Origin of the sequence: Pseudomonas sp. B707, assembly GCF_022496685.1 — a bacterium.
GTDB classification, from domain to species: Bacteria; Pseudomonadota; Gammaproteobacteria; order Pseudomonadales; family Pseudomonadaceae; genus Aquipseudomonas; species Aquipseudomonas paraglycinae.
Genome location: NZ_WTVE01000031.1, coordinates 412,658 through 433,548, shown reverse-complemented (window position 1 = coordinate 433,548; position 20,891 = coordinate 412,658). Strand labels below are relative to the sequence as shown.

At 61.4% G+C, this 20,891-nt stretch carries 22 protein-coding genes; 17 read left to right on the top strand and 5 right to left on the bottom strand.

Annotated elements, in window-relative coordinates; genetic code table 11:
- The first annotated feature begins 5 nt into the window (after nt 1–5).
- The 8 genes from GQX66_RS21065 to GQX66_RS21030 all read left to right on the top strand — a co-directional run bounded on the left by GQX66_RS21065 (nt 6) and on the right by GQX66_RS21030 (nt 8,024).
- Nucleotides 6–1,007, top strand: a complete 1,002-nt coding sequence (locus tag GQX66_RS21065; protein ID WP_011332645.1) for a PleD family two-component system response regulator — start codon at nt 6–8, stop codon at nt 1,005–1,007.
- A gap of 106 nt (nt 1,008–1,113) precedes the next feature.
- Nucleotides 1,114–2,209, top strand: a protein-coding gene (prfB, locus tag GQX66_RS21060; protein ID WP_102621447.1) for a peptide chain release factor 2 whose coding sequence is annotated in 2 segments (ribosomal slippage) — nt 1,114–1,185 and nt 1,187–2,209 — 1,095 coding nt in all. Because the reading frame shifts where the segments join, the coding sequence is not laid out codon by codon here.
- A 69-nt stretch (nt 2,210–2,278) separates the two neighbouring features.
- A complete protein-coding gene (gene lysS / locus GQX66_RS21055; RefSeq protein ID WP_102686535.1) occupies nt 2,279–3,781 on the top strand; it encodes a lysine--tRNA ligase in 1,503 nt (500 codons plus the stop codon).
- A gap of 118 nt (nt 3,782–3,899) precedes the next feature.
- The gene (locus GQX66_RS21050) at nt 3,900–4,604 is read left to right on the top strand and encodes a TetR family transcriptional regulator (protein ID WP_011332647.1); all 705 of its coding nucleotides are present in this window, start codon (nt 3,900–3,902) and stop codon (nt 4,602–4,604) included.
- Nucleotides 4,605–4,752: 148 nt separating this feature from the next.
- The gene (locus tag GQX66_RS21045) at nt 4,753–5,307 is read left to right on the top strand and encodes a hypothetical protein (protein WP_102717180.1); all 555 of its coding nucleotides are present in this window, start codon (nt 4,753–4,755) and stop codon (nt 5,305–5,307) included.
- 33 nt (nt 5,308–5,340) lie between these two features.
- Entirely contained in the window at nt 5,341–6,618 is a 1,278-nt protein-coding gene (locus GQX66_RS21040) for a flavohemoglobin expression-modulating QEGLA motif protein (RefSeq protein WP_129974054.1), read from the top strand.
- A gap of 165 nt (nt 6,619–6,783) precedes the next feature.
- Nucleotides 6,784–7,698, top strand: coding sequence for an alpha/beta hydrolase (locus GQX66_RS21035; protein ID WP_240871126.1), 915 nt, complete (start codon nt 6,784–6,786; stop codon nt 7,696–7,698).
- A complete protein-coding gene (locus GQX66_RS21030) occupies nt 7,695–8,024 on the top strand; it encodes a hypothetical protein (protein ID WP_011332651.1) in 330 nt (109 codons plus the stop codon). The genes GQX66_RS21035 and GQX66_RS21030 overlap by 4 nt, the downstream gene beginning before the upstream one ends.
- A 68-nt stretch (nt 8,025–8,092) precedes the next feature.
- Here GQX66_RS21030 and GQX66_RS21025 read toward each other — a convergent pair whose 3' ends face one another.
- The 3 genes from GQX66_RS21025 to GQX66_RS21015 all read right to left on the bottom strand — a co-directional run bounded on the left by GQX66_RS21025 (nt 8,093) and on the right by GQX66_RS21015 (nt 10,057).
- Nucleotides 8,093–8,887 (bottom strand): OmpA family protein, encoded by a 795-nt coding sequence (locus tag GQX66_RS21025; RefSeq protein WP_240871119.1) that lies wholly within the window; start codon nt 8,885–8,887, stop codon nt 8,093–8,095.
- A 55-nt stretch (nt 8,888–8,942) separates the two neighbouring features.
- Nucleotides 8,943–9,347: a DUF4398 domain-containing protein gene (locus GQX66_RS21020; protein WP_085697302.1), complete on the bottom strand. Its 405-nt coding sequence runs from the start codon at nt 9,345–9,347 to the stop codon at nt 8,943–8,945.
- 365 nt (nt 9,348–9,712) lie between these two features.
- A complete protein-coding gene (locus tag GQX66_RS21015) occupies nt 9,713–10,057 on the bottom strand; it encodes a hypothetical protein (RefSeq protein WP_011332654.1) in 345 nt (114 codons plus the stop codon).
- A 214-nt stretch (nt 10,058–10,271) separates the two neighbouring features.
- Here GQX66_RS21015 and ppc point away from each other — a divergent pair, with 214 nt between their 5' ends.
- The 7 genes from ppc to GQX66_RS20980 all read left to right on the top strand — a co-directional run bounded on the left by ppc (nt 10,272) and on the right by GQX66_RS20980 (nt 17,515).
- Nucleotides 10,272–12,902 carry a phosphoenolpyruvate carboxylase gene (gene ppc / locus GQX66_RS21010; RefSeq protein ID WP_240871102.1) on the top strand — a complete coding sequence of 877 codons (2,631 nt, stop codon included), beginning with the start codon at nt 10,272–10,274 and terminating at the stop codon, nt 12,900–12,902.
- 288 nt (nt 12,903–13,190) lie between these two features.
- Entirely contained in the window at nt 13,191–13,841 is a 651-nt protein-coding gene (gene adk, locus GQX66_RS21005) for an adenylate kinase (RefSeq protein WP_240871099.1), read from the top strand.
- Between the two features lie 94 nt (nt 13,842–13,935).
- Nucleotides 13,936–14,610 carry a tRNA (adenosine(37)-N6)-threonylcarbamoyltransferase complex dimerization subunit type 1 TsaB gene (tsaB, locus tag GQX66_RS21000; protein WP_007954718.1) on the top strand — a complete coding sequence of 225 codons (675 nt, stop codon included), beginning with the start codon at nt 13,936–13,938 and terminating at the stop codon, nt 14,608–14,610.
- A 172-nt stretch (nt 14,611–14,782) separates the two neighbouring features.
- On the top strand, nt 14,783–15,091 hold the full coding sequence (locus GQX66_RS20995; RefSeq protein ID WP_007954720.1) for a hypothetical protein: 309 nt from the start codon (nt 14,783–14,785) through the stop codon (nt 15,089–15,091).
- The gene (locus GQX66_RS20990; RefSeq protein ID WP_134021768.1) at nt 15,091–15,951 is read left to right on the top strand and encodes a DUF72 domain-containing protein; all 861 of its coding nucleotides are present in this window, start codon (nt 15,091–15,093) and stop codon (nt 15,949–15,951) included. Before GQX66_RS20995 ends, GQX66_RS20990 begins: the two co-directional genes overlap by 1 nt.
- A 32-nt stretch (nt 15,952–15,983) precedes the next feature.
- The gene (locus GQX66_RS20985) at nt 15,984–16,820 is read left to right on the top strand and encodes an isocitrate lyase/phosphoenolpyruvate mutase family protein (protein ID WP_240871090.1); all 837 of its coding nucleotides are present in this window, start codon (nt 15,984–15,986) and stop codon (nt 16,818–16,820) included.
- A 2-nt stretch (nt 16,821–16,822) separates the two neighbouring features.
- A complete protein-coding gene (locus tag GQX66_RS20980) occupies nt 16,823–17,515 on the top strand; it encodes an extensin family protein (protein ID WP_240871087.1) in 693 nt (230 codons plus the stop codon).
- Between the two features lie 4 nt (nt 17,516–17,519).
- On the opposite strand, the gene GQX66_RS20975 is transcribed toward GQX66_RS20980, so the two are convergent.
- A complete protein-coding gene (locus tag GQX66_RS20975) occupies nt 17,520–18,134 on the bottom strand; it encodes an energy transducer TonB (RefSeq protein ID WP_102717186.1) in 615 nt (204 codons plus the stop codon).
- Between the two features lie 93 nt (nt 18,135–18,227).
- Here GQX66_RS20975 and GQX66_RS20970 point away from each other — a divergent pair, with 93 nt between their 5' ends.
- Nucleotides 18,228–19,010, top strand: a complete 783-nt coding sequence (locus tag GQX66_RS20970; protein ID WP_102686542.1) for a class I SAM-dependent methyltransferase — start codon at nt 18,228–18,230, stop codon at nt 19,008–19,010.
- A 45-nt stretch (nt 19,011–19,055) separates the two neighbouring features.
- Here GQX66_RS20970 and GQX66_RS20965 read toward each other — a convergent pair whose 3' ends face one another.
- Entirely contained in the window at nt 19,056–19,691 is a 636-nt protein-coding gene (locus GQX66_RS20965) for a TetR/AcrR family transcriptional regulator (protein WP_102686543.1), read from the bottom strand.
- Between the two features lie 94 nt (nt 19,692–19,785).
- On the opposite strand from GQX66_RS20965, the gene GQX66_RS20960 reads away from it, so the two are divergent.
- Complete coding sequence (locus GQX66_RS20960; protein ID WP_240871085.1) at nt 19,786–20,886, top strand: efflux RND transporter periplasmic adaptor subunit; 1,101 nt, start codon at nt 19,786–19,788, stop codon at nt 20,884–20,886.
- Nucleotides 20,887–20,891: the final 5 nt, after the last annotated feature.

Sequence of the window (20,891 nt, the reverse complement as noted above, 5' to 3'; positions counted from 1 at the left end):
CGCCCATGAATGACTTACAGATCGATGACATCAAAACCGACGAGAACGCCGCCATGGTGTTGTTGGTGGACGATCAGGCGATGATCGGCGAAGCCGTGCGCCGTGGGCTGTCGAATGAGGAGAACATCGACTTCCACTTCTGCTCCGACCCGCATCTTGCCGTGGCACATGCGGTGCGGATCAAGCCGACCGTGATCCTGCAGGATCTGGTGATGCCCGGCCTCGACGGCCTGAGTCTGGTGCGCGAATACCGCAATCACCCGGCGACCAAGGACATTCCGATCATCGTCCTGTCGACCAAGGAAGACCCGCTGATCAAGAGCGCGGCGTTCTCCGCCGGGGCCAACGATTATCTGGTGAAACTGCCGGACAACATCGAGCTGGTGGCGCGCATCCGCTATCACTCGCGCTCCTACATGACCCTGTTGCAACGGGATGCGGCCTACCGCGCGCTGCGGGTCAGCCAGCAGCAATTGCTCGACACCAACCTCGTCCTGCAGCGGTTGATGAACTCCGACGGCCTGACCGGGCTGTCCAATCGCCGGCACTTCGACGAATACCTGGAACTGGAATGGCGCCGTTCGCTGCGCGACCAGAGCCAGTTGTCGCTGCTGATGATCGACGTCGATTACTTCAAGTCCTACAACGACACCTTCGGCCACGTCGAAGGCGACGAAGCGTTGCGCAAGGTCGCCACGGCGATCCGCGAGGCCAGCGCCCGGCCGTCCGATCTGCCGGCGCGTTATGGCGGCGAAGAATTTGCGCTGGTGCTGCCGAACACTTCGCCTGGCGGGGCCCGACTGGTGGCGGAAAAGCTGCGCCAGACGGTCGCGGCGCTGAAGATTCCGCACAATGCCCCGGCCGAAGGCTCGAGCCTGACCATCAGCATCGGCCTGGCGACCATGGTGCCGGAGTCGGGCAGCGACTGCCGGTTGCTGATCTCGGCGGCGGACCGTGGCCTGTACCTGGCCAAGAACAACGGGCGCAATCAGGTGGGGATCGAATGAACCATCGGGTTCATTCGCCTCAAGAGCCGCCAGACGGGCTGCCGTGACAGCTTGATTACGTTATACTCGCCGGCTTTCAAAAGTTCGCCAACGAGTGCTGCCCGTCATGGAAATCAACCCGATCCTGAACACCATCAAGGACCTGTCCGAGCGCTCCGAAACTATTCGGGGGTATCTTTGACTACGATCAAAAGCATGAGCGTCTGATCGAAGTCAATCGCGAGCTTGAAGATCCTGCAGTCTGGAACAAACCTGAATACGCCCAGGAACTGGGCCGCGAGCGCGCTGCGCTGGCGCAGATCGTCGATACCCTCGACGAACTGAACGGTGGCCTGGCCGATTGCCGCGAGCTGCTGGACATGGCCGTTGAAGAGAACGACGAGGGCGCGGTCAACGACGTCGTCGAAGTCCTTCAAGGTCTCGAAGAGTCCCTGTCCAAGCTCGAATTCCGCCGTATGTTCAGCCACGAGATGGACCCGAACAACGCCTACCTGGACATCCAGGCCGGTTCCGGCGGCACCGAAGCCCAGGACTGGGCCAACATCCTGCTGCGCATGTACCTGCGCTGGGCCGACAAACGCGGTTTCGACGCGACCATCATGGAGCTGTCGGCCGGTGAAGTCGCCGGGATCAAGGGTGCGACCGTGCACATCAAGGGCGAATACGCCTTTGGCTGGCTGCGTACCGAGATCGGCGTGCACCGTCTGGTGCGCAAGAGCCCGTTCGACTCCGGCAACCGTCGCCATACCTCGTTCTCCGCAGTTTTCGTCTCGCCAGAGATCGACGACAAGGTGGAAATCGAAATCAACCCGGCAGACCTGCGGATCGACACCTATCGTTCCTCCGGTGCCGGTGGTCAGCACGTAAACACCACCGACTCGGCCGTACGTATCACCCACGTACCGACCAACACCGTGGTGAGCTGCCAGAACGAACGTTCCCAGCACGCCAACAAGGACACCGCCATGAAAATGCTGCGGGCCAAGTTGTACGAGCAGGAAATGCAGAAGCGCAACGCCGCTTCCCAGGCGCTGGAAGACACCAAGTCGGATATCGGCTGGGGTCACCAGATCCGTTCGTACGTGCTCGATGCGTCGCGGATCAAGGATCTGCGCACCAACATCGAACGCAGTGACTGCGACAAGGTGCTCGACGGCGACATCGACGAATACCTGGAAGCCAGCCTGAAATCGGGGCTGTAAGCTTTCAACCGACCTCAAGTCCCCCGTCGCCGGCGGGGGCAACGAACCTGTGATGGAAAATTTAAAGACATGAGCGACCTACAACTCGATCCGCAAGCCCTGCAACAGGAAGAAAACTCCCTGATCGCTCTGCGCAAGGAAAAGCTTGCTGCCGAGCGCGCCAAGGGCAATGCCTTCCCGAACGACTTCCGCCGCGAAAACTACTGCGAAGCACTGCAGAAACAGTACGCGGACAAGACCAAGGAAGAGCTGGCAGAGGCGGCGATCCCGGTCAAGGTTGCAGGTCGCATCATGCTCAACCGTGGCTCGTTCATGGTGATCCAGGACATGACCGGTCGCATCCAGGTCTACGTCAACCGCAAGACCCTGTCCGAAGAAACCCTGGCCGCGGTGAAAACCTGGGACATGGGTGACATCATCGCCGCCGAAGGCACCCTGGCCCGTTCCGGCAAGGGCGACCTGTACGTCGAGATGACCAGCGTGCGCCTGCTGACCAAATCCCTGCGCCCGCTGCCGGACAAGCACCACGGCCTGACCGACACCGAACAGCGTTACCGTCAGCGCTACGTTGACCTGATCGTCAACGAAGACGTGCGTCAGACCTTCCGCGTCCGTTCGCAAGTAATCGCGCACATCCGCAGCTTCCTGATGAAGCGCGACTTCCTCGAAGTCGAAACGCCGATGCTGCAGACCATTCCTGGCGGCGCCGCGGCCAAGCCGTTCGAAACCCACCACAACGCGCTGGACATGGAAATGTTCCTGCGTATCGCGCCAGAGCTGTACCTCAAGCGTCTGGTGGTTGGTGGCTTCGAAAAAGTGTTCGAGATCAACCGCAACTTCCGTAACGAAGGCGTTTCGACTCGTCACAACCCTGAATTCACCATGTTGGAGTTCTACCAGGCTTACGCCGACTACGAAGACAACATGGACCTGACCGAAGAACTGTTCCGTGAACTGGCGCAGTTGGTTCTGGGTAGCACTGACGTGCCGTACGGCGACAAGGTGTTCCACTTCGGCGAGCCGTTCGTACGCCTGTCGGTGTTCGACTCGATCCTCAAGTACAACCCCGAGCTGACCGCCGATGACCTGAACGACATCGACAAGGCGCGCGCCATCGCCAAGAAGGCCGGCGCCAAGGTGCTGGGTTTCGAAGGTCTGGGCAAGCTGCAGGTGATGATTTTCGAAGAGCTGGTCGAGCACAAGCTGGAACAGCCGCACTTCATTACCCAGTATCCGTTCGAAGTGTCGCCGCTGGCCCGTCGCAACGACGACAACCCGAACGTCACCGATCGCTTCGAGCTGTTCATCGGCGGCCGTGAAATCGCCAACGCCTACTCCGAGCTGAACGACGCGGAAGACCAGGCCGAGCGCTTCATGGCGCAGGTGGCCGACAAGGACGCCGGCGACGACGAAGCCATGCACTACGACGCCGACTTCGTTCGTGCGCTGGAGTACGGCATGCCGCCAACGGCCGGCGAAGGTATCGGCATCGACCGTCTGGTGATGCTGCTGACCAACTCCCCGTCGATCCGCGACGTGATCCTGTTCCCGCACATGCGGCCACAAGCGTAAGTGTTTCAATAAAAAAGCCGCCTGAAATGGGCGGCTTTTTATTGCCTGTCTGGTACAAACGTATCAAATGGTTAATTTTGAAGAAAACAACAGAGGTATGCCTGTCGTGATCGGTGCAATGGCTCAAGAGGGTGCAGCGGGAATCGCCACTGCGGTCGCTGAAAGTGTTCAGTACCAGGGCCGCAAGGCCAGCCGGCAGGGCAGTGAACAGCGTCGACAGGACATTCTCGATGCGGCGATGCGCATTGTCGTACGCGACGGCGTACGCGCCGTGCGTCACCGGGCGGTGGCGGCCGAGGCCGGTGTGCCGCTGTCGGCCACCACGTATTACTTCAAGGACATCGATGACCTGCTCACCGATACCTTCGCCCAGTACGTCGAACGCAGTGCGGCCTACATGGCCAAGCTGTGGATCAACAACGAAGGCCTGCTGCGCGAAATGGTGGTCAGCGGTGACGGCAGCCCGGAGTCGCGCTCGCAACTGGCCGACGATATCGCGCGTTTGATGGCTGATTACGTGCATCGGCAACTGGTCAACCGTCGCGAGCATTTGATGGCCGAGCAGGCGTTCCGTCAGGAGGCGCTGCTCAACCCGCGTCTGGCGGAACTGGTGCGCTCCCATCAGCAGATTCTGTTGCAGGGCACCTGCCAGTTGTTCCAGGTATTGGGCTCGCGCGAGCCGCAGCAGGATGCCAAGGTGTTGACGGCGATTATCGGACGGATGGAATATCAGGGCCTGCTCAACGACGCCGAGCCTTTGGCCGAAGAGGACATGCTCGGCATTCTGACGCGCTATATGCACCTGGTACTCGCGTCGGTGTAACGCAATCCCTGCTTGATCGTTCCCACGCTCCGCGTGGGAATGCATACCGTGACGCTCTGCGTCATAGTGGACGCAGAGCGTCCATGGCGGCATTCCCACGCAGAGCGTAGGAACGATCAGGTGTAACGGGTGTTCAAGGGAGTGTCGAATGAAAGCCTGGCGTGGCGTGCTGATCGCCTTGTCGTTCCTGCTGCTCAGCGGATGTCTGGTGACCTTCAAGGAGCCGCTGCCCGCCAGTGAACCGGCGCCCAAGGGCTTGCTCGGCCAATGGTCGAGCACCAATGCCTGGGGCGAGCCGATGAATCTGGAATTGACGCGCCTGGGCAACGATCGCTATCAGGCGGTTGCGTACTTCAAAGCCAAACCCCGCGAGCGTGAAGCCTATCCGTTCACGGTGTCGCGCCACGGCAACCGCTGGTATCTGTCGGCGAAGGTGCCGGCGCAATACGGCGGGCACTTCACCATCGCCGGCTTCGAGATCACCGACAAGCGCGAACTGGTGATCTACAACCTCGACCTCGAACAGATCAACCAGGCCATCGCCCAGAAGACCCTCGACGGCCAGGGCTTCCAGACCGATGACGGCGAGGGCGTGCAGGTCGACAGCCCGCTTGAAAAGGTCTTTGCTTACCTTGACGACCCGGCCAATTCCGACGTTTTCGTCGAAGCGGCGCGCTATCAGCATCAGGCCAAAGCCAAATAATTCAGTTCGTCACGTTTTCTACAGGAGTTTCGGGTGGACGATTACCAGCAGACGATACGCATTCTGTCCGATCGCATAGTGCTGGCGCAGACGCCGATCCGCGTGCTCGACGCGGTCAAGTGGGACGAGAACATCCGCAAGGGTTTCCTCAAGGCCAAGGGCAAGGAATTGCCGGCGGTGGATCGCGACTACTACCTCAACCGGCCGCTGTCCTTTGATTCGAGCAAGGTCAAGCTGGAGTTCCAGAACATCGAGCGGGATATCACCCGCCAGCTCGGCCAGTTCAACCCGGTTGGCCAGATCATGCGCCGCATGTGCAAGGAATACCGGATGGTGGTACGCATGCTCGAAGCGCGCGGCACCGAGGATTTCGGCCTGATTTCCCAGGAACTGTACGGCGCCGCGTCCGACGCGTTCCACGCCGGTGACCCGACCCTGGCCGACCTCGGCCTGATGATGTCGGACTATCTGAACAACATCGATGGGCGTGGCGACCTGAAGGACGAACCGAAGACCCTTACCGCCAAGGACGCCGTTCACCTGTTGCAAACCCGCCTGAACAAGGTGTTCGGCGAGGCTGAAGAAACCATCCGCGTGTTCGAGTCCGACGGTATCGTCGCCGATGCGGCGGCGGGTGCCGACTACATCAAGATCCGCACCGACGCGATGTTCAACGACCGCGACGTGCGTGCTCTGGAAGTCCACGAAGGCCTGGTGCACGTCGGCACCACGCTCAACGGTCTGAACCAGCCGATCTGCACCTTTCTGTCCAAGGGCCCGCCCTCGTCGACGGTGACCCAGGAAGGCCTGGCGATCCTGATGGAAATCATCGCGTTCGCTTCCTACCCAAGCCGCCTGCGCAAACTGACTAACCGCACCCGCGCCATTCACATGGTCGAGGAGGGCGCGGACTTCCTGCAGATTTTCGAGTTCTTCCGCGAGCAGGGCTTCGAAATGGCGGAAAGCTACGGCAACGCCAGTCGGGTTTTCCGTGGCTCGACGCCGACCGGTCTGCCATTCACCAAAGACTTGTCCTACCTCAAGGGCTTCATCATGGTTTACAACTACATTCAGTTGGCCGTGCGCAAGGGCAAGCTTGAGCAGATCCCGCTGTTGTTCTGCGGCAAGACCACGCTTGAGGACATGCGAACCCTGCGTCAGCTGGTGGACGAAGGCCTGGTGGTGCCGCCCAAGTACCTGCCGGACCAGTTCCGCGACATGAACGCGCTGTCGGCGTGGATGTGCTTCTCCAACTTCCTCAACCACTTGAGCCTGGACCGGATCGAGGCGGATTACTCCAATATCCTGTAACAACACCGATTGATCGTTCCCACGCTCTGCGTGGGAATGCATCCCGTGACGCTCCGCGTCACAGTGGACGCGGAGCGTCCATGGCGGCGTTCCCACGCGGACGGTTCGACGCCTCGACGTGGGAACGATCTAATTCCAACCCGAAATTTTGCGAGGTTTCACCGGATGAGAATCCTCGGCATCCTTTGCCTGCTCCTGACCCTCGGCGGTTGCAGCTCCTTGCTGTTCTACCCCGAACCGGGGCAGATCTTCACCCCGGAAAAGGCCAAACTCGAATACCGCACCGTCACCCTGACCACCGCCGACGGCCTCAAGCTGAATGCCTGGTGGCTGCCGGCCAAACTCGGGGTCGAGGTCAAGGGTACGGTCCTGCACCTGCACGGCAACGGCGGGAATCTGCCGATGCACCTGGGCGGAAGCTGGTGGTTGCCGAAAAACGGCTATCAAGTGCTGCTGGTGGACTATCGCGGTTACGGCTTGTCCGAGGGCGAACCGAGCCTGCCGGCGATCTATCAGGACATCGATGCCGCCTTCGCCTGGCTGGACAAGGCGCCTGAGGTCAAAGGCAAACCGCTGGTGCTGCTGGGCCAGAGTCTCGGCGGCGCGATGGCGGTGCATTGGCTGGTGCAACATCCGGAAAGACAAAAACAGCTCAAGGCGCTGGTGCTCGACGGCGTGCCCGCCAGTTACCGCAGCGTCGGCCAATACGCCCTCAGCACCTCATGGCTGACGTGGCCGTTTCAGGTGCCGTTGTCGTGGCTGGTGCCGGACGGCGACAGTGCGATCAACGCGATGCCGCAGCTCAACGGCGTGCCGAAACTGATCTTCCACAGCCTCGACGATCCGCTGGTGCCCCTTTCCAACGGCATCCGTCTGTATCAAGCTGCGCCGCCACCGCGCGTGCTGCAGCTGACTCGCGGCGGCCATGTGCAGACCTTCGGCGATCCGGTCTGGCGTCAGGTGATGCTGCGTTACCTCGACGACCCCGAACACTTCAACGGCCTGCGCCGTCTCGGCGAGATCCCGAACTATCCAACACCCCCGAATTCTGAAGACGAACCACCAGAGAGTCCGCAATGAGTGAAGAACGCAACGCCATCCCGCTGATCATCACCGGTATCTGCAGCATCCTCGGCACCGTCGGCGCCCTGTGGTACTACGGCTACCTGCACTTCGCCAAACCCGAGGATGCGTTGCTGCTCAACGACTTCACCATGCTCAAGACCGTTCCCGGCGAAGACTACAAGGTCTCGCTGACCCCGGCGCCGCAAGTGGCGCAATGCATCGATGGCGTGCTGGTGCTGTTCGACACCGAACAGAAAGGCCTGACCGGGGTGCTGGTCAACAGTCAGAAAAAGGCTGTGCGCTGCATGGGCCAAGAGACGCCGCAGAAGCTCGAAGAGTAAATGTGCGACGGACAAAAAAGCCCCGCCTGATCAAATCAGGCGGGGCTTTTCATTTACCGCTCAGCGAATCAGTGCGCGGTCGAGCTCACGGCCGAACGCGGCATCACTGGCTGGTTGTCGTTGGAAATGGTCACTTCCACGCGACGGTTCATCGCACGGCCCGAGACCGAGGTGTTGTCCGCCACCGGGTATTCCTTGCCATAACCCTGTACGACGATACGCGAAGGGTCTACACCCATCTTGATCAGCGCAACCTGCACCGAAGTCGCGCGACGCTCGGACAGCGACTGGTTGTAGCTCGCAGTACCGGTGCTGTCGGTGTAGCCCTCGACGATCACTTTGCGATCAGGGTTTTCCTGAAGGAATTGCGCCAGTTTGTTGATGTTCACCAGACCGCTGGATTTCAGGTCGGCCTTGTTGGTGGCAAACAGCACGTCACCGAAGGTCACCAAAGTACCGCGATCGGTCTGCTTGGCGTTGAGGCTGTCCTGCAGCTGTTTGATCTGCTGATCGCGAGCGTCCAGGCGGGCCTGGGCACGTTGGGCGGCGGCGTTCTTCAGATTGTTTTCAGCGGTGCGCAGGGCGATGGTCTGCTTGGCCACTTCCACGCGCTGGTTGGTCAGATAGGCCAGCTGGTCGACCTTGTGCTGGTCTTCCTTGTCCAGATAAGCCTTGTCGGCCTTGTCCAGGTAATCACTGGCATCCTTGGTTTCCAGCGCCGCGACTTTGCTGGCCTGCGGGTTGGCCTGCAGCCCGGCGTAGTTGGTGCGCGCCTGTTCCAGGTTCGGGTTCGGCGGCGTCGAGCAGGCAGCCAGGGCAACGCTTGCGGCCAGGAGAGCGGGGATCATCAGTTGTTTACGCATAATCGTTCGTCCTTTCTATCGATAAGAGTTTCAGCCTTGCGGTCGGGATGCGCGCTTACTGCACGGTGCGCTGACTTTCCTGACGCAGTTCCTGAACACCTTTCTGGGAATCCTTCACAGCTTGTTCGGCTTTCATCGCCTGAGCCTTGCGTTCAGCGACGCGGGCGTCCCACTCGGCCTGTTCGGCGAGGGTGCGGGCCTCATCATATTTCTTGTCGTGCATGGCGATTTCGGCTTGCTTCAGCTTGTCCTGAGCTTGCTTCATCTCCACGGCGGCGAACTCGGTACCGCCGGCGCTGACCGCGCTGTTGACCGCCGATTGAGTCACGGCGTACTGCTCGGTCGGTGGATTGCCAGCGCAACCGGCCAGCACGAAGCTGGTGCCGATGGCGAGAGCGGCCAGTTTCAGACCGCGCAGGTGGGAAAACGAGGTTTGGGTCTTCATGGTCTTCAACTCCATTGGTTAACTCCTTGAAAGCTTCGAAATCCATCCTGGTAGCGGAGCCGCAACCTTCATGTGCAAGTGCGTTTTGAAACGCTCGTTCCAGGCGTGGTTACCTGTTCCGACCGAAGGCATTTTTCAAAAGTTCAGAAAAGATGGCTCATCGCCAAAAAATATTCTGACCAAACAGACAAGGCTCTAAACCGGGAACTTTGGCGGGGGAGAATGGTACGCGCGGGCGAAAAATGGCGTAAAAGCGGAGGGAAAATACAGTCCCTGTGGGAGCTGGCTTGCCAGCGATGAGGCCATCCAATTCAACCCGTTTGCGGCTGAACTGACGCCATCAAGGGCAAACCATTCCCACCGTTTTGAAGGGTCAAGGATCAGTGTTTTTGCTTGCCGGCAGCCGCCGACAAGTCGTGCAGATGACGCCGCGACAGCGCGAGAAAACGCGGGGTCGGGCCAACATCTTCATACAGCGGATCGCCTTCCTCGTCGGTGGCGACCACGGTCGAACCTTTCACATACGGCAGGCTCGCTTCGAACTCTTCGAGGGCGGCGCCGATCAGCTCGCCGAGCAGTTCTTCGGCGTGGCGTTTGGGGTACATCTCGGCGATTGCCGCCAGCCGTGCGGCAGCTTCCACATCCAGATGAATCGTGTAGCCGGTATCGGTCAGGCGACCCTTGGCGGTTTCTTCCCAATGCTGGGCGAGTTCACGGATTTTCATAAAAACCTCATGTCGCACCTGCTCATGGCAGGTCTTGGTGAGTGTCCGGCGTCAGCCGGCGGCAAGCCGTTGTGCGGCTTACTGTTGAGACTAGCTTCAACGCTCAAGGTTTAAAGTCCCTTCGTCGTCTGCTTGTAAGAAGCGTTCCAGAGCGGCACTCTCTGTTCATCCACTCACTTGCGATCCGTCACCGATTACTGCTGGAGAGATGCTGATGACCGATATTGATGCACGCTTGCGCGAAGACGTTCACCTGCTCGGTGAGCTGCTGGGCAACACCATTCGTGACCAGTACGGCGAGGCGTTTCTCGACAAGATCGAGCAGATTCGCAAGGGCGCCAAGGCCGACCGGCGCGGCTCGATGGATGCCGAACTCAGCGCCAGCCTCAATCAATTGAGCGAAGACGAACTGCTGCCGGTGGCGCGGGCCTTCAACCAGTTTCTCAACCTGGCGAACATCGCCGAGCAGTACCAGCTCATCCATCGCCGCGAAGAGACCCAGGCCGCGCCGTTCGAATCCCGCGTGTTGCCGGAACTGCTCGCCCGCCTGCGCAACGAAGGGCACAGCGCCGAATCACTGGCCCGGCAACTGGCGCGACTGGAAATCGAACTGGTGCTCACCGCGCACCCGACCGAAGTGGCCCGCCGCACGCTGATCCAGAAGTACGACGCGATTGCCGCGCAACTGGCGGCTCAGGATCACCGTGACCTGACCACGGCCGAGCGCGAGCAGATCCACAACACCCTGCAGCGCCTGATTGCCGAAGCCTGGCACACAGAAGAAATCCGCCGCACCCGGCCAACCCCGGTGGACGAAGCCAAGTGGGGTTTTGCGGTGATCGAACACTCGCTGTGGCAGGCGATTCCCAACCACATGCGCAAGGCCGATCAGGCGCTGTTCGCCGCCACTGGCCTGCGTTTGCCGCTGGAAGCTGCGCCGATCCGCTTCGCTTCGTGGATGGGTGGCGACCGTGACGGCAACCCGAACGTGACGGCTGCCGTGACCCGCGAAGTGTTGTTGCTGGCGCGCTGGATGGCGGCGGATCTGTACCTGCGTGACGTCGATCATCTGGCTGCCGAACTGTCGATGCAGCAGGCCAGCGAAGCGCTCAAGGCCCGAGCCGGCGACAGTGCCGAGCCGTATCGGGCGGTGCTCAAGCAATTGCGTGAACGGCTGCGCGCCACGCGCAACTGGGCTCATGCATCTTTGACGGCGACCACGCCGGCGTCTGCCGATGTGCTGCACAATAACCGCGACCTGCTCGATCCGCTGGAGCTGTGTTTCAACTCGCTGCATGAATGCGGCATGGGCGTGATCGCCGACGGGCCGTTGCTCGATTGCCTGCGTCGGGCCGTGACTTTCGGCCTGTTCCTGGTGCGCCTCGATGTGCGTCAGGATTCGTCCCGCCACAGCGCGGCCATGACCGAAATCACCGATTACCTCGGCCTCGGCAAATACGAAGAGTGGGACGAAGAACAGCGCATCAGCTTCCTCACTCGCGAGCTGCAAAACCGTCGGCCGTTGCTGCCGGCGCATTTCAAACCTTCGGCCGACACCGCCGAAGTGCTCGCCACCTGCAAGGAAATCGCCGCCGCGCCGGGCGCTTCGCTGGGCTCCTACGTGATCTCCATGGCCGGTGCCGCTTCCGATGTGCTGGCAGTGCAACTGCTGCTCAAGGAGTCCGGCGTACTGCGGCCGATGCGCGTGGTGCCGCTGTTCGAAACCCTCGCGGACCTCGACAACGCCGGCCCTGTGATCGAACGTCTGTTGCTTCTGCCGGGTTACCGCGCGCGGCTGCAAGGCCCGCAGGAAGTGATGATCGGCTATTCCGACTCGGCCAAGGACGCCGGCACGACTGCGGCAGCGTGGGCGCAATACCGGGCGCAGGAACGGCTGGTGGAAATCTGCCGTGAGCAGCAAGTCGAACTGCTGCTGTTCCACGGTCGCGGTGGCACCGTGGGACGTGGCGGCGGTCCGGCGCACGCGGCGATCCTGTCGCAGCCGCCGGGTTCGGTGGCCGGACGTTTCCGCACCACCGAGCAGGGGGAAATGATTCGATTCAAATTCGGCCTGCCGGACATCGCCGAACAAAACCTCAATCTCTATCTGGCGGCAGTGCTGGAAGCGACCCTGTTGCCACCGCCGCCACCGACGCCTGAATGGCGGCATCTGATGGATGAACTGGCCGCTGACGGTGTCGCCGCTTACCGTGCGGTGGTGCGGGAAAATCCGCAGTTCGTCGAGTATTTCCGCCAGTCGACGCCGGAGCAGGAGTTGGGCCGCTTGCCATTGGGCAGCCGTCCGGCCAAGCGCCGCGCCGGCGGGATCGAAAGTCTGCGGGCGATTCCGTGGATCTTCGGCTGGACCCAGACCCGCCTGATGCTGCCGGCCTGGCTCGGCTGGGAAACCGCATTGAGCAAGGCGCTGGAGCGCGGCGAAGGCGAATTGCTCGGGCAGATGCGCGAGCAGTGGCCGTTCTTCCGCACGCGCATCGACATGCTGGAGATGGTGCTGGCCAAGGCCGACGCCGACATTGCGCAGTCCTACGACGAGCGTCTGGTGGAGTCGGACTTGCTGCCTTTGGGTGTGCACTTACGCGACCTATTGTCGCAGGCGTGTTCCGTAGTCCTCGGCCTGACCGGTCAGTCGCAGCTACTGGCACATAGCCCGGACACCCTGGAATTCATCCGTCTGCGCAACACCTACCTCGACCCGCTGCATCTATTGCAGGCCGAGTTGCTGGCGCGTTCGCGGCAGCAGAATGTCGAGCAGGGCAGCCCGGTGGAACAGGCGTTGCTGGTGTCTGTGGCGGGGATTGCCGCCGGTTTGCGAAATACCGGCTAAGGTTTTCTGCGTGGGGCAGGGCACCCGGGGCGAACCTCGGGTGCCGTTTATTGACCGTAGGAAAAATGCGGTCAGGCGACAGTTAATGATGGGGTTGCGACTTGGGGAACCGCGTCGCAAGGTCGCGGCGGGCGCCGGTTTCTCCGACTTTTGGCGTCTTGTGTGGGCGCAGCCTGCTGTGTATCTTGATCAGCCTTTGGCCGTTTGGGCGGCCACGACCCGTTTTATGAGATTGGCCCCACGAGGCGAATCCGTTGTTTTTTATATAAAAAATTGAGGAGCACATCGATGCGCGTCATTCTGCTGGGAGCTCCCGGGGCCGGTAAAGGTACTCAGGCTAAGTTCATCACCGAGAAATTCGGCATTCCGCAAATCTCCACCGGCGACATGCTGCGTGCTGCGGTCAAGGCCGGCACCGAGCTGGGCATCAAGGCCAAGAGCATCATGGATGTCGGCGGCCTGGTGTCGGATGACCTGATCATCGCGCTGGTCAAGGACCGTATAGCTCAGGCTGACTGCGCCAACGGTTTCCTGTTCGATGGCTTCCCGCGCACCATTCCTCAGGCTGAAGCGCTGGTGACTGCCGGTGTCGAGCTGGACGCCGTGGTCGAAATCGCCGTTGAAGACGAAGAAATCGTTCAGCGCATCGCCGGTCGTCGCGTTCACGAGGCCAGCGGCCGCGTTTACCACATCGTCTACAACCCGCCGAAACTTGCCGGTAAAGACGACATCACCGGCGAAGAGCTGGTACAGCGCAAGGACGACACCGAAGAAACCGTGCGTCATCGCCTGTCGGTCTACCACTCGCAGACCAAGCCGCTGGTGGAGTTCTACCAGAACCTGTCCGCCAGGAACGGTGGCAAGCCGAAGTACAGCCATATCCCTGGCGTCGGTTCGGTTGAAGCGATCACCGCCAAGGTGCTTGAAGCGCTGAGCTGAAAAAACTGATCCGCTGCATCATCCACGGCCCGCTTGCGGGCCGTAGTTGTTTATACTGGCGCACTTTTTCCCCACCTGATTTACGGACACATCGATGAGCACCTTGCTGGCCCTGGACACCGCGACTGAAGCTTGCTCCGTTGCCTTGCTGCATGACGGCAAGGTCACGAGCCATTACGAGGTGATCCCGCGCCTGCATGCGCAGAAACTGCTGCCGATGATCCAGCAACTGCTGGCCGACGCCGGCACCACCCTGCAAGCGGTGGACGCCATCGCCTTCGGTCGTGGCCCGGGCGCATTCACCGGCGTGCGGATTGCCATCGGCGTAGTGCAAGGCCTGGCGTTTGCACTGGATCGCCCGGTATTGCCGGTGTCGAACCTGGCCGTGCTGGCGCAACGGGCTTATCGCGAGCACGGCGTGAGCCAGGTCGCGGCCGCCATCGATGCGCGGATGGATGAGGTGTATTGGGGCTGCTACCGCGAGACGGCCGGGGAGATGCGTCTGGTCGGCGCCGAGGCGGTGCTGCCGCCGGAAGTCGCCGCATTGCCGGACGATGCTTCGGGTGACTGGTTCGGTGCTGGCACTGGCTGGGGTTATGGCGAACGCATCGCTGTAAACCTGAGCGGGTCCGACGCTGGCATGCTGCCCCACGCCGAAGACTTGCTGACCCTGGCGCGATTCGCCTGGGAGCGCGGTGAAGCGATTCCGGCAGACGACGCCCAGCCGGTTTACCTGCGCGACAAAGTGGCCACCCCGAAAGCCCGCTGAGGCCATTTACCCTGTGGCATTCGCCACAGGGTTCTGCCGTTCCTGCCAATCGTCCGTTTCTAACCCCGCGCTTTAAACCTTTTGTCTTTTATGTGTTCTAGTTATCACTCGGCGATTTGCTAAGTCGGTCAGGTGCCGCTAAATTGCCATCATCGATACCGAGCATGACTTTATGCGTATAGACGGCGTTTCCACTCATTCCTACCCTATCAAGCGCAAGCCTCGCAAAGGCAATCCGGCGCTGGATGAGTCCGTCGACGATATCGACGGCGAGCTGGAATTCCCGACCGAAGAGCAACTGGCTGCCCGTGCCGCCAAAGCCACCGCCCAACGCCTGAGCAATCTGCCCGCCCGTCAACAAGACATGATTTATCACCGCGCGATGAAGAAAAGCGTGGCCATGGCCCTGGCCAGCTACCTGAGCACCGCCGGTTTTGTCGATTGGGATGCAGACGTGCTGGGCCTCGATCTGTACATCTGATGGATCTGCCTTACTACCTCGGTTGCCCGTCCTGGAGCGAAAACGCCTGGCGCGAGTACCTGTATCCGGTAGACGCCAAGACCTCCGATTTCCTCGGACTCTATTCGCAAGTGTTCAACGCTGTTGAAGGCAATACGACCTTCTACGCCAGCCCGTCGCCCGCCACCGTGCAGCGCTGGGCCGAGGTGATGCCGGAGCACTTTCGCTTCACTGCCAAGTTTCCCGGTGACATCAGCCACAGCGGCGACTTGCGCGATCAACTGACCGCCGCTGAAACCTTCCTCCAGTTACTCAAGCCGCTCGGTGAGCGCGTCTCGCCAATGTGGCTGCAACTGTCGAAAAGCTTCACGCCGCATCGCTTGCCGGAGCTCGCCGCGTTCATCGATGCGCTGGATTGTCCGCTGGCGGTGGAAGTGCGCCACGAACAATTCTTCGCCAAGGGCGAGAGTGAGCGACTGCTCAATCGGCTGCTGCTGGATCGCGGCGTGGAGCGCATCTGTCTTGATCCCCGCGCACTGTTCAGTTGTTTGTCCACCGAATCGTCGGTGATCCACGCCCAATCGAAAAAGCCCCGCGTACCCACGCGGCCGGCGGCGTTCACCCAGTTCCCGCAGGTGCGCTTCATCGGCCATCCGGAGCTTGAGGCCAACGATCCGTTCCTGGTGCCGTGGGTGGCGAAGATCGCCGAGTGGATCGAAGAAGGCCGCACGCCGTACATCTTCCTGCACACCGCCGACAACCTCCTCGCGGCGAAGCTGGCGCAACGTTTTCACGCACAACTGATGCAACGTTTGCCTGGCCTGCGATCCTTGCCTGAGCTATACAGAGAACCCGCCGCCGAGCAACTTGGCCTGCTCTGAGGTGGATTTCTTTCCTGCCCTGGAGCCCGCCGATGGACGCCCAAGCCCGTCAACAACAAGCCCGTAAAGCCGAAACCTTCAAAGCCCTGCACGAACGCTCCGGGATATTCGTGATTCCCAATCCCTGGGATGCCGGTTCCGCGAAGATGCTCGCCAGTCTCGGCTATCAGGCGCTGGCGACCACCAGCGCCGGTTATGCGTTTTCTCAGGGCAGAGCCGATGGCGGCCTGAGTCTCGACGATACCCTGGCCAATGTCCGGGCGATTGTTGCGGCCACGGATTTGCCGGTGGCGGTGGATCTGGAAAACGGTTTTGCCGACGCCCCGGTCGAATCGGCGCAAAGTCTGATCCGCGCAGCCGAGGCAGGCGCCGTGGGTGGTTCGATCGAAGATGCCACCGGCCGGGAAGACTCGCCGATCTACTGCTTCGAACACGCGGTGGCGCGGATCGAAGCCGCCGTCGCTGCGGTGCGCACCTTGCCGTTTCCCTTCACTCTGACGGCCCGTGCGGAAAACTATCTGCACGGCAATCCGGATATCAACGACACCATTCGCCGTTTGCAGGCCTTTGCCGAAGCCGGCGCCGACGTGCTGTACGCGCCGGGCCTGCGCACCACCGAAGAAGTTCTGGCGGTGGTGCGCGCGGTGGCGCCGAAACCGGTCAATGTGTTGATGTCCGGCGGCTTGAAACTGACCGTGCAGCAGCTGGAAGAAATGGGCGTGAAGCGCATCAGCACCGGTTCGGCGCTGGCCCTGGCGGCGTTCGGCGAGTTTTTCCGCGCGGCTGAAGAAATCCAGCAGTCCGGCACGTTCACCTTCACCTCCCGCTCGATGCCGTACGCCAAGGCCAATCAATTCTTCAAGGGATGAGCATGGGGCGCTGGCTGCTGTTGACGGGGCTGCTGATCATCGGTGGCAGCCTGATCGGCGTCTGGCGCGGCTGGCTCGATGTGCCGCCGCAGTGGAACCCGTGGGCGCCGCTGGACGTGCAGGCGACGCCCAACTGGCTCACGGGCTACAAGTTGATGCGCCTGCGCAGCGATCCGGCCTTGTGCGAGCAGGCATTGGGTAGCTCCGGCCTGCGGGTTTCGCCACAGGCCGACAGCCCCGATGCCAAATGCCCGCTGATCGGCGCCTTGCGCGTGCAGGGCGGCGGGGTGGGGCTCAGCAGCAGCTTTCTCGCCAGTTGCCCGTTGGCCGTGGCGTTTGCGATGTTCGAGCGCCATACGCTGCAACCGGCGGCGCAGCAGGTCTACGGTCAATCGGTGGCTCGGGTCGATCACCTCGGCAGTTTCGCCTGCCGCAACGTCTACAACCGCGAGAACGGCGCCCTGAGTCGCCATGCCAGCGCCGATGCGCTGGACATCGCTGGCTTCCGGCTGGCGGATGGTCGCGCGATCAGCGTGCTCAAGGACTGGCCGAAGCAAAATCAGGACGCGCAGTTTCTACGGCAGGTGCGCGACGGTGCCTGCGAGGCGTTCAGTGTGGTGTTGAGTCCGGACTACAACACAGCCCATCGCAATCACTTTCATGTCGATGTCGGGCGCTGGAGCGTGTGTCGCTGAGGGATCAGGCGGCGATGCGCAGGTTCTGCTGAACGATCGGACGCACCCAGCCGTTATCGAAGTCCAGGGCTTTCTGCTGCTCGACGATTTCTTCCGGCGGGAACGGCGGGTAAGGCTGCAGCAGGTCCAGATCGAACTCGGCAATCGGCAGGTACAGCGGTTTTTTCTGCGGGGCAGGGCCCGGTTCCGGAATCGGTTGGCCGTTGTTGATCACTACCGGACGAACCCAGCTGCTGTCGAAATCCTGCTGCTTTTGCTGAGTCTTGATTTCTTCCGGCGGGAACGGAGGGTACGGCTCGGCCAGTGTCATGTCGATTTCGGCGATCGGCAGGAACAGCGGCTCCGGTGGACGCACCTCGGTTTCAACCACATCGCATTCACGCTGGCTGACGATGTGCGCATGCAGTTCGCTGCCGACGGTCGGTTCTTCAGGGCTTTGCAGATCAACCGGCGGGAAAGTGCCGCAGGCCGGCACCACATCACTCGATTGTTCGGCCAGTGCCTGGGCAAAGAAATCCTGCCACAGGTGGCTGACGCCGCCCAATGCTTGAGTGTTATGACGGCTGAAGTCGCCTGTGGGCGAAAGGTAGCCAATCGATGTGGGAAGAATGCCTGACATTTTTTTCGGTTGACGCTCAGCTCTGGCAAAATGCGCGTTGATTGGGTTATCGGCGGATTTTGCCGATCCTTAACTTTTTTGAGCGTGTTTTCCATGATTGAGCAACCCGCGGCCTGCCGCATCCATGTCGAGGCCCTCGGCCCGACGTTCGAAGCGCAGGCCGAGCAGTGGGCGCAGCGCCTGGATCTGCCGTTGCAGGTGGCTGACGGTGAGTTTGCCCTGCAGGTCGGCGAGCAGGGTTTGCAGCTGCAACAACTGGGACCGGATGCGCCGGGGCCGGTGCGGGTCGACTTCGTCGAAGGTGGCGCGGCTCACCGTCGGTTGTACGGCGGTGGCAGCGGGCAGATGATCGCCAAGGCGGTCGGCATCGCCCAGGGCGTGCGTCCTCGGGTGCTGGATGCGACGGCGGGGCTCGGGAAGGATGCGTTCGTGCTGGCCAGTCTTGGTTGCGAGATGAGCCTGATCGAGCGTCAGCCGTTGATCGGCGCTTTGCTGGAAGATGGTCTGGCCCGTGCGGCGGAAGACTTCGAGGTGGCGCCGATCGTGGCGCGGATGAAGCTGCTCAAGGGCAACTCCATCGAGGTGATGCGCAATTGGGAGGGCGAGCCGCCGCAGGTGATCTACCTCGACCCGATGTTCCCGCATCGTGAGAAAACCGCGCTGGTGAAGAAGGAAATGCGCCTGTTCCGTCCGCTGGTAGGCGATGATCCGGATGCACCGGCCTTGCTGGAAGCGGCGTTGGCGCTGGCCACACACCGTGTGGTGGTCAAGCGCCCGCGCAAGGCACCTTGCATCGAAGGGCCGAAGCCGAGCCATGCGCTGGATGGCAAATCCAGCCGTTACGACATCTACCCGAAGAAAGCGCTCAAGGCCTGAGCTGTCGCATAAGAAAATCCCACGCATGGCGTGGGATTTTTGTTTTCAGGGTCGATAGGCCCGCATGAACAGCCCGACCACTTCCTGCACATGACTTTCTGCCGCCTCGCCGGTCAGTGGCTCACCGCAGCCGTACAACAGACGGAAATTCCCGGCGCCCTTGATCAGGCAAAAGAAGTGCTCGGCGGCGTTGTGCGGGTTGTCGATGCTCAGCACGCCGGTTTCGTGAATCCGCCGCAGCAAACGTTCCATGCCCTGCACCATGCGCTGAGGGCCGGCCTCGAAGAAGATCAGTGACAGGTTGGGATCCTGACTGCCCAAGGCCATGATCAGACGATGCAGGTTCACCGATTCATCGCTGTTGATCAGGTGGTGAAAGCCTCGCGCAATGTTCAGCAACACATTTTCCACCGCGATGCCGTCCGGCAATTCGAAAAACAGTGGCGGCAATTGCTCCTCGCATTTGGCCACCACGGCGGCGGAGAACAGCGTCTCCTTGTCGTTGAAATGGCTGTAGACCGTCAGCTTCGACACGCCAGCCTCGGCGGCCACCGCGTCCATGCTGGTGTTGGCATAGCCATGACTCAGAAACAGGATTTTCGCCGCCTCGAGAATCGCCTGGCGCTTGGCCGGATCCTTCGGGCGGCCGGGGCCGTTTGGAGCTGAAAGATTGTTCGACATTCTTCGCTTTTAATACTGGACTGGTGAGTTTGCTATTAATAACATACCGGCCAGTATAATTATTCCAAGCCTCCTTAGCGAAAGGTCCTTCACCATGTTCCGCCATGCGTTGTCCTTTGCGGTGCCAGTCAGTCTGGCGTTTTTATTGTCGGCATGTGGCAAGGAAGAGGTGACGCAAGTCAGCGTGCGACCGGCCATGGTGGTGCAGCCAGAGCCTTCGGCGCAGGCGATGGAAAGTTATCCGGGCGAGGTTCGCGCCCGCTACGAACCCGATCTGGCGTTCCGCATCGGCGGCAAAGTCAGCCGACGACTGGTCGAGGAAGGCCAGCGCGTGAAGGCCGACCAACCACTCGCCGAACTCGATCCGCAGGATGTACGCCTGCAACTGGAAGCCACCCGGGCTCAGGTCGCGGCCGCCGAAGCCAACCTGAACCTGGTGCGCGCCGAGCGTGACCGCTACAAGACCTTGATGGAACGGCAGATGGTCAGCCGCTCGGCCTACGACAATGCCGAGAACCTCTACCGCTCCGGCGAAGCCCGCCTCAAACAGATCAAAGCCGAATTCAACGTCTCGACCAATCAGGCCAGTTACGCCGTGCTGCGTGCGCCCCAGGATGGCGTGGTGGCCAAGCGTTCGGTGGAAGTCGGGCAAGTGGTCGCCGCCGGGCAGACCGTTTTTACCCTCGCCACTGATGGCGAGCGGGAAGTGCTGATCAGCCTGCCGGAGCAGAGCTTCGGCCGCTTCAAGGTCGGCCAGCCTGTCTCGGTGGAGCTGTGGACGCAACAGAATCAGCGCTTCGCCGGGCAGATCCGCGAGCTGTCGCCGGCCGCCGATCCGAAATCCCGCACCTTCGCCGCACGTATTTCATTCACTTCCGGCAAAGTCCCGGCGGAACTGGGCCAGAGCGCCCGGGTCTTCGTGCAGACCGCCGATGTCATCCCGCTGTCGGTGCCGCTCTCGGCGCTGACGGCCGAAAACGGCGCGACCTACGTCTGGGTCGTCAGCGCCAACAACACCCTGAAAAAGACCCCGGTGCGCGTCGGCCCGTTCGGTGAGAAAACCGTGCCGGTGCTCGAAGGCCTGAACGCCAGCGACTGGGTGGTCGCCGCTGGCGTCCACGTGCTGCTGGAAGGGCAGCAGGTGCGTCCGGTGGATCGCTCCAACCGCGTGGTCAATCTGGCTGGCAAGGAGTAATCCCC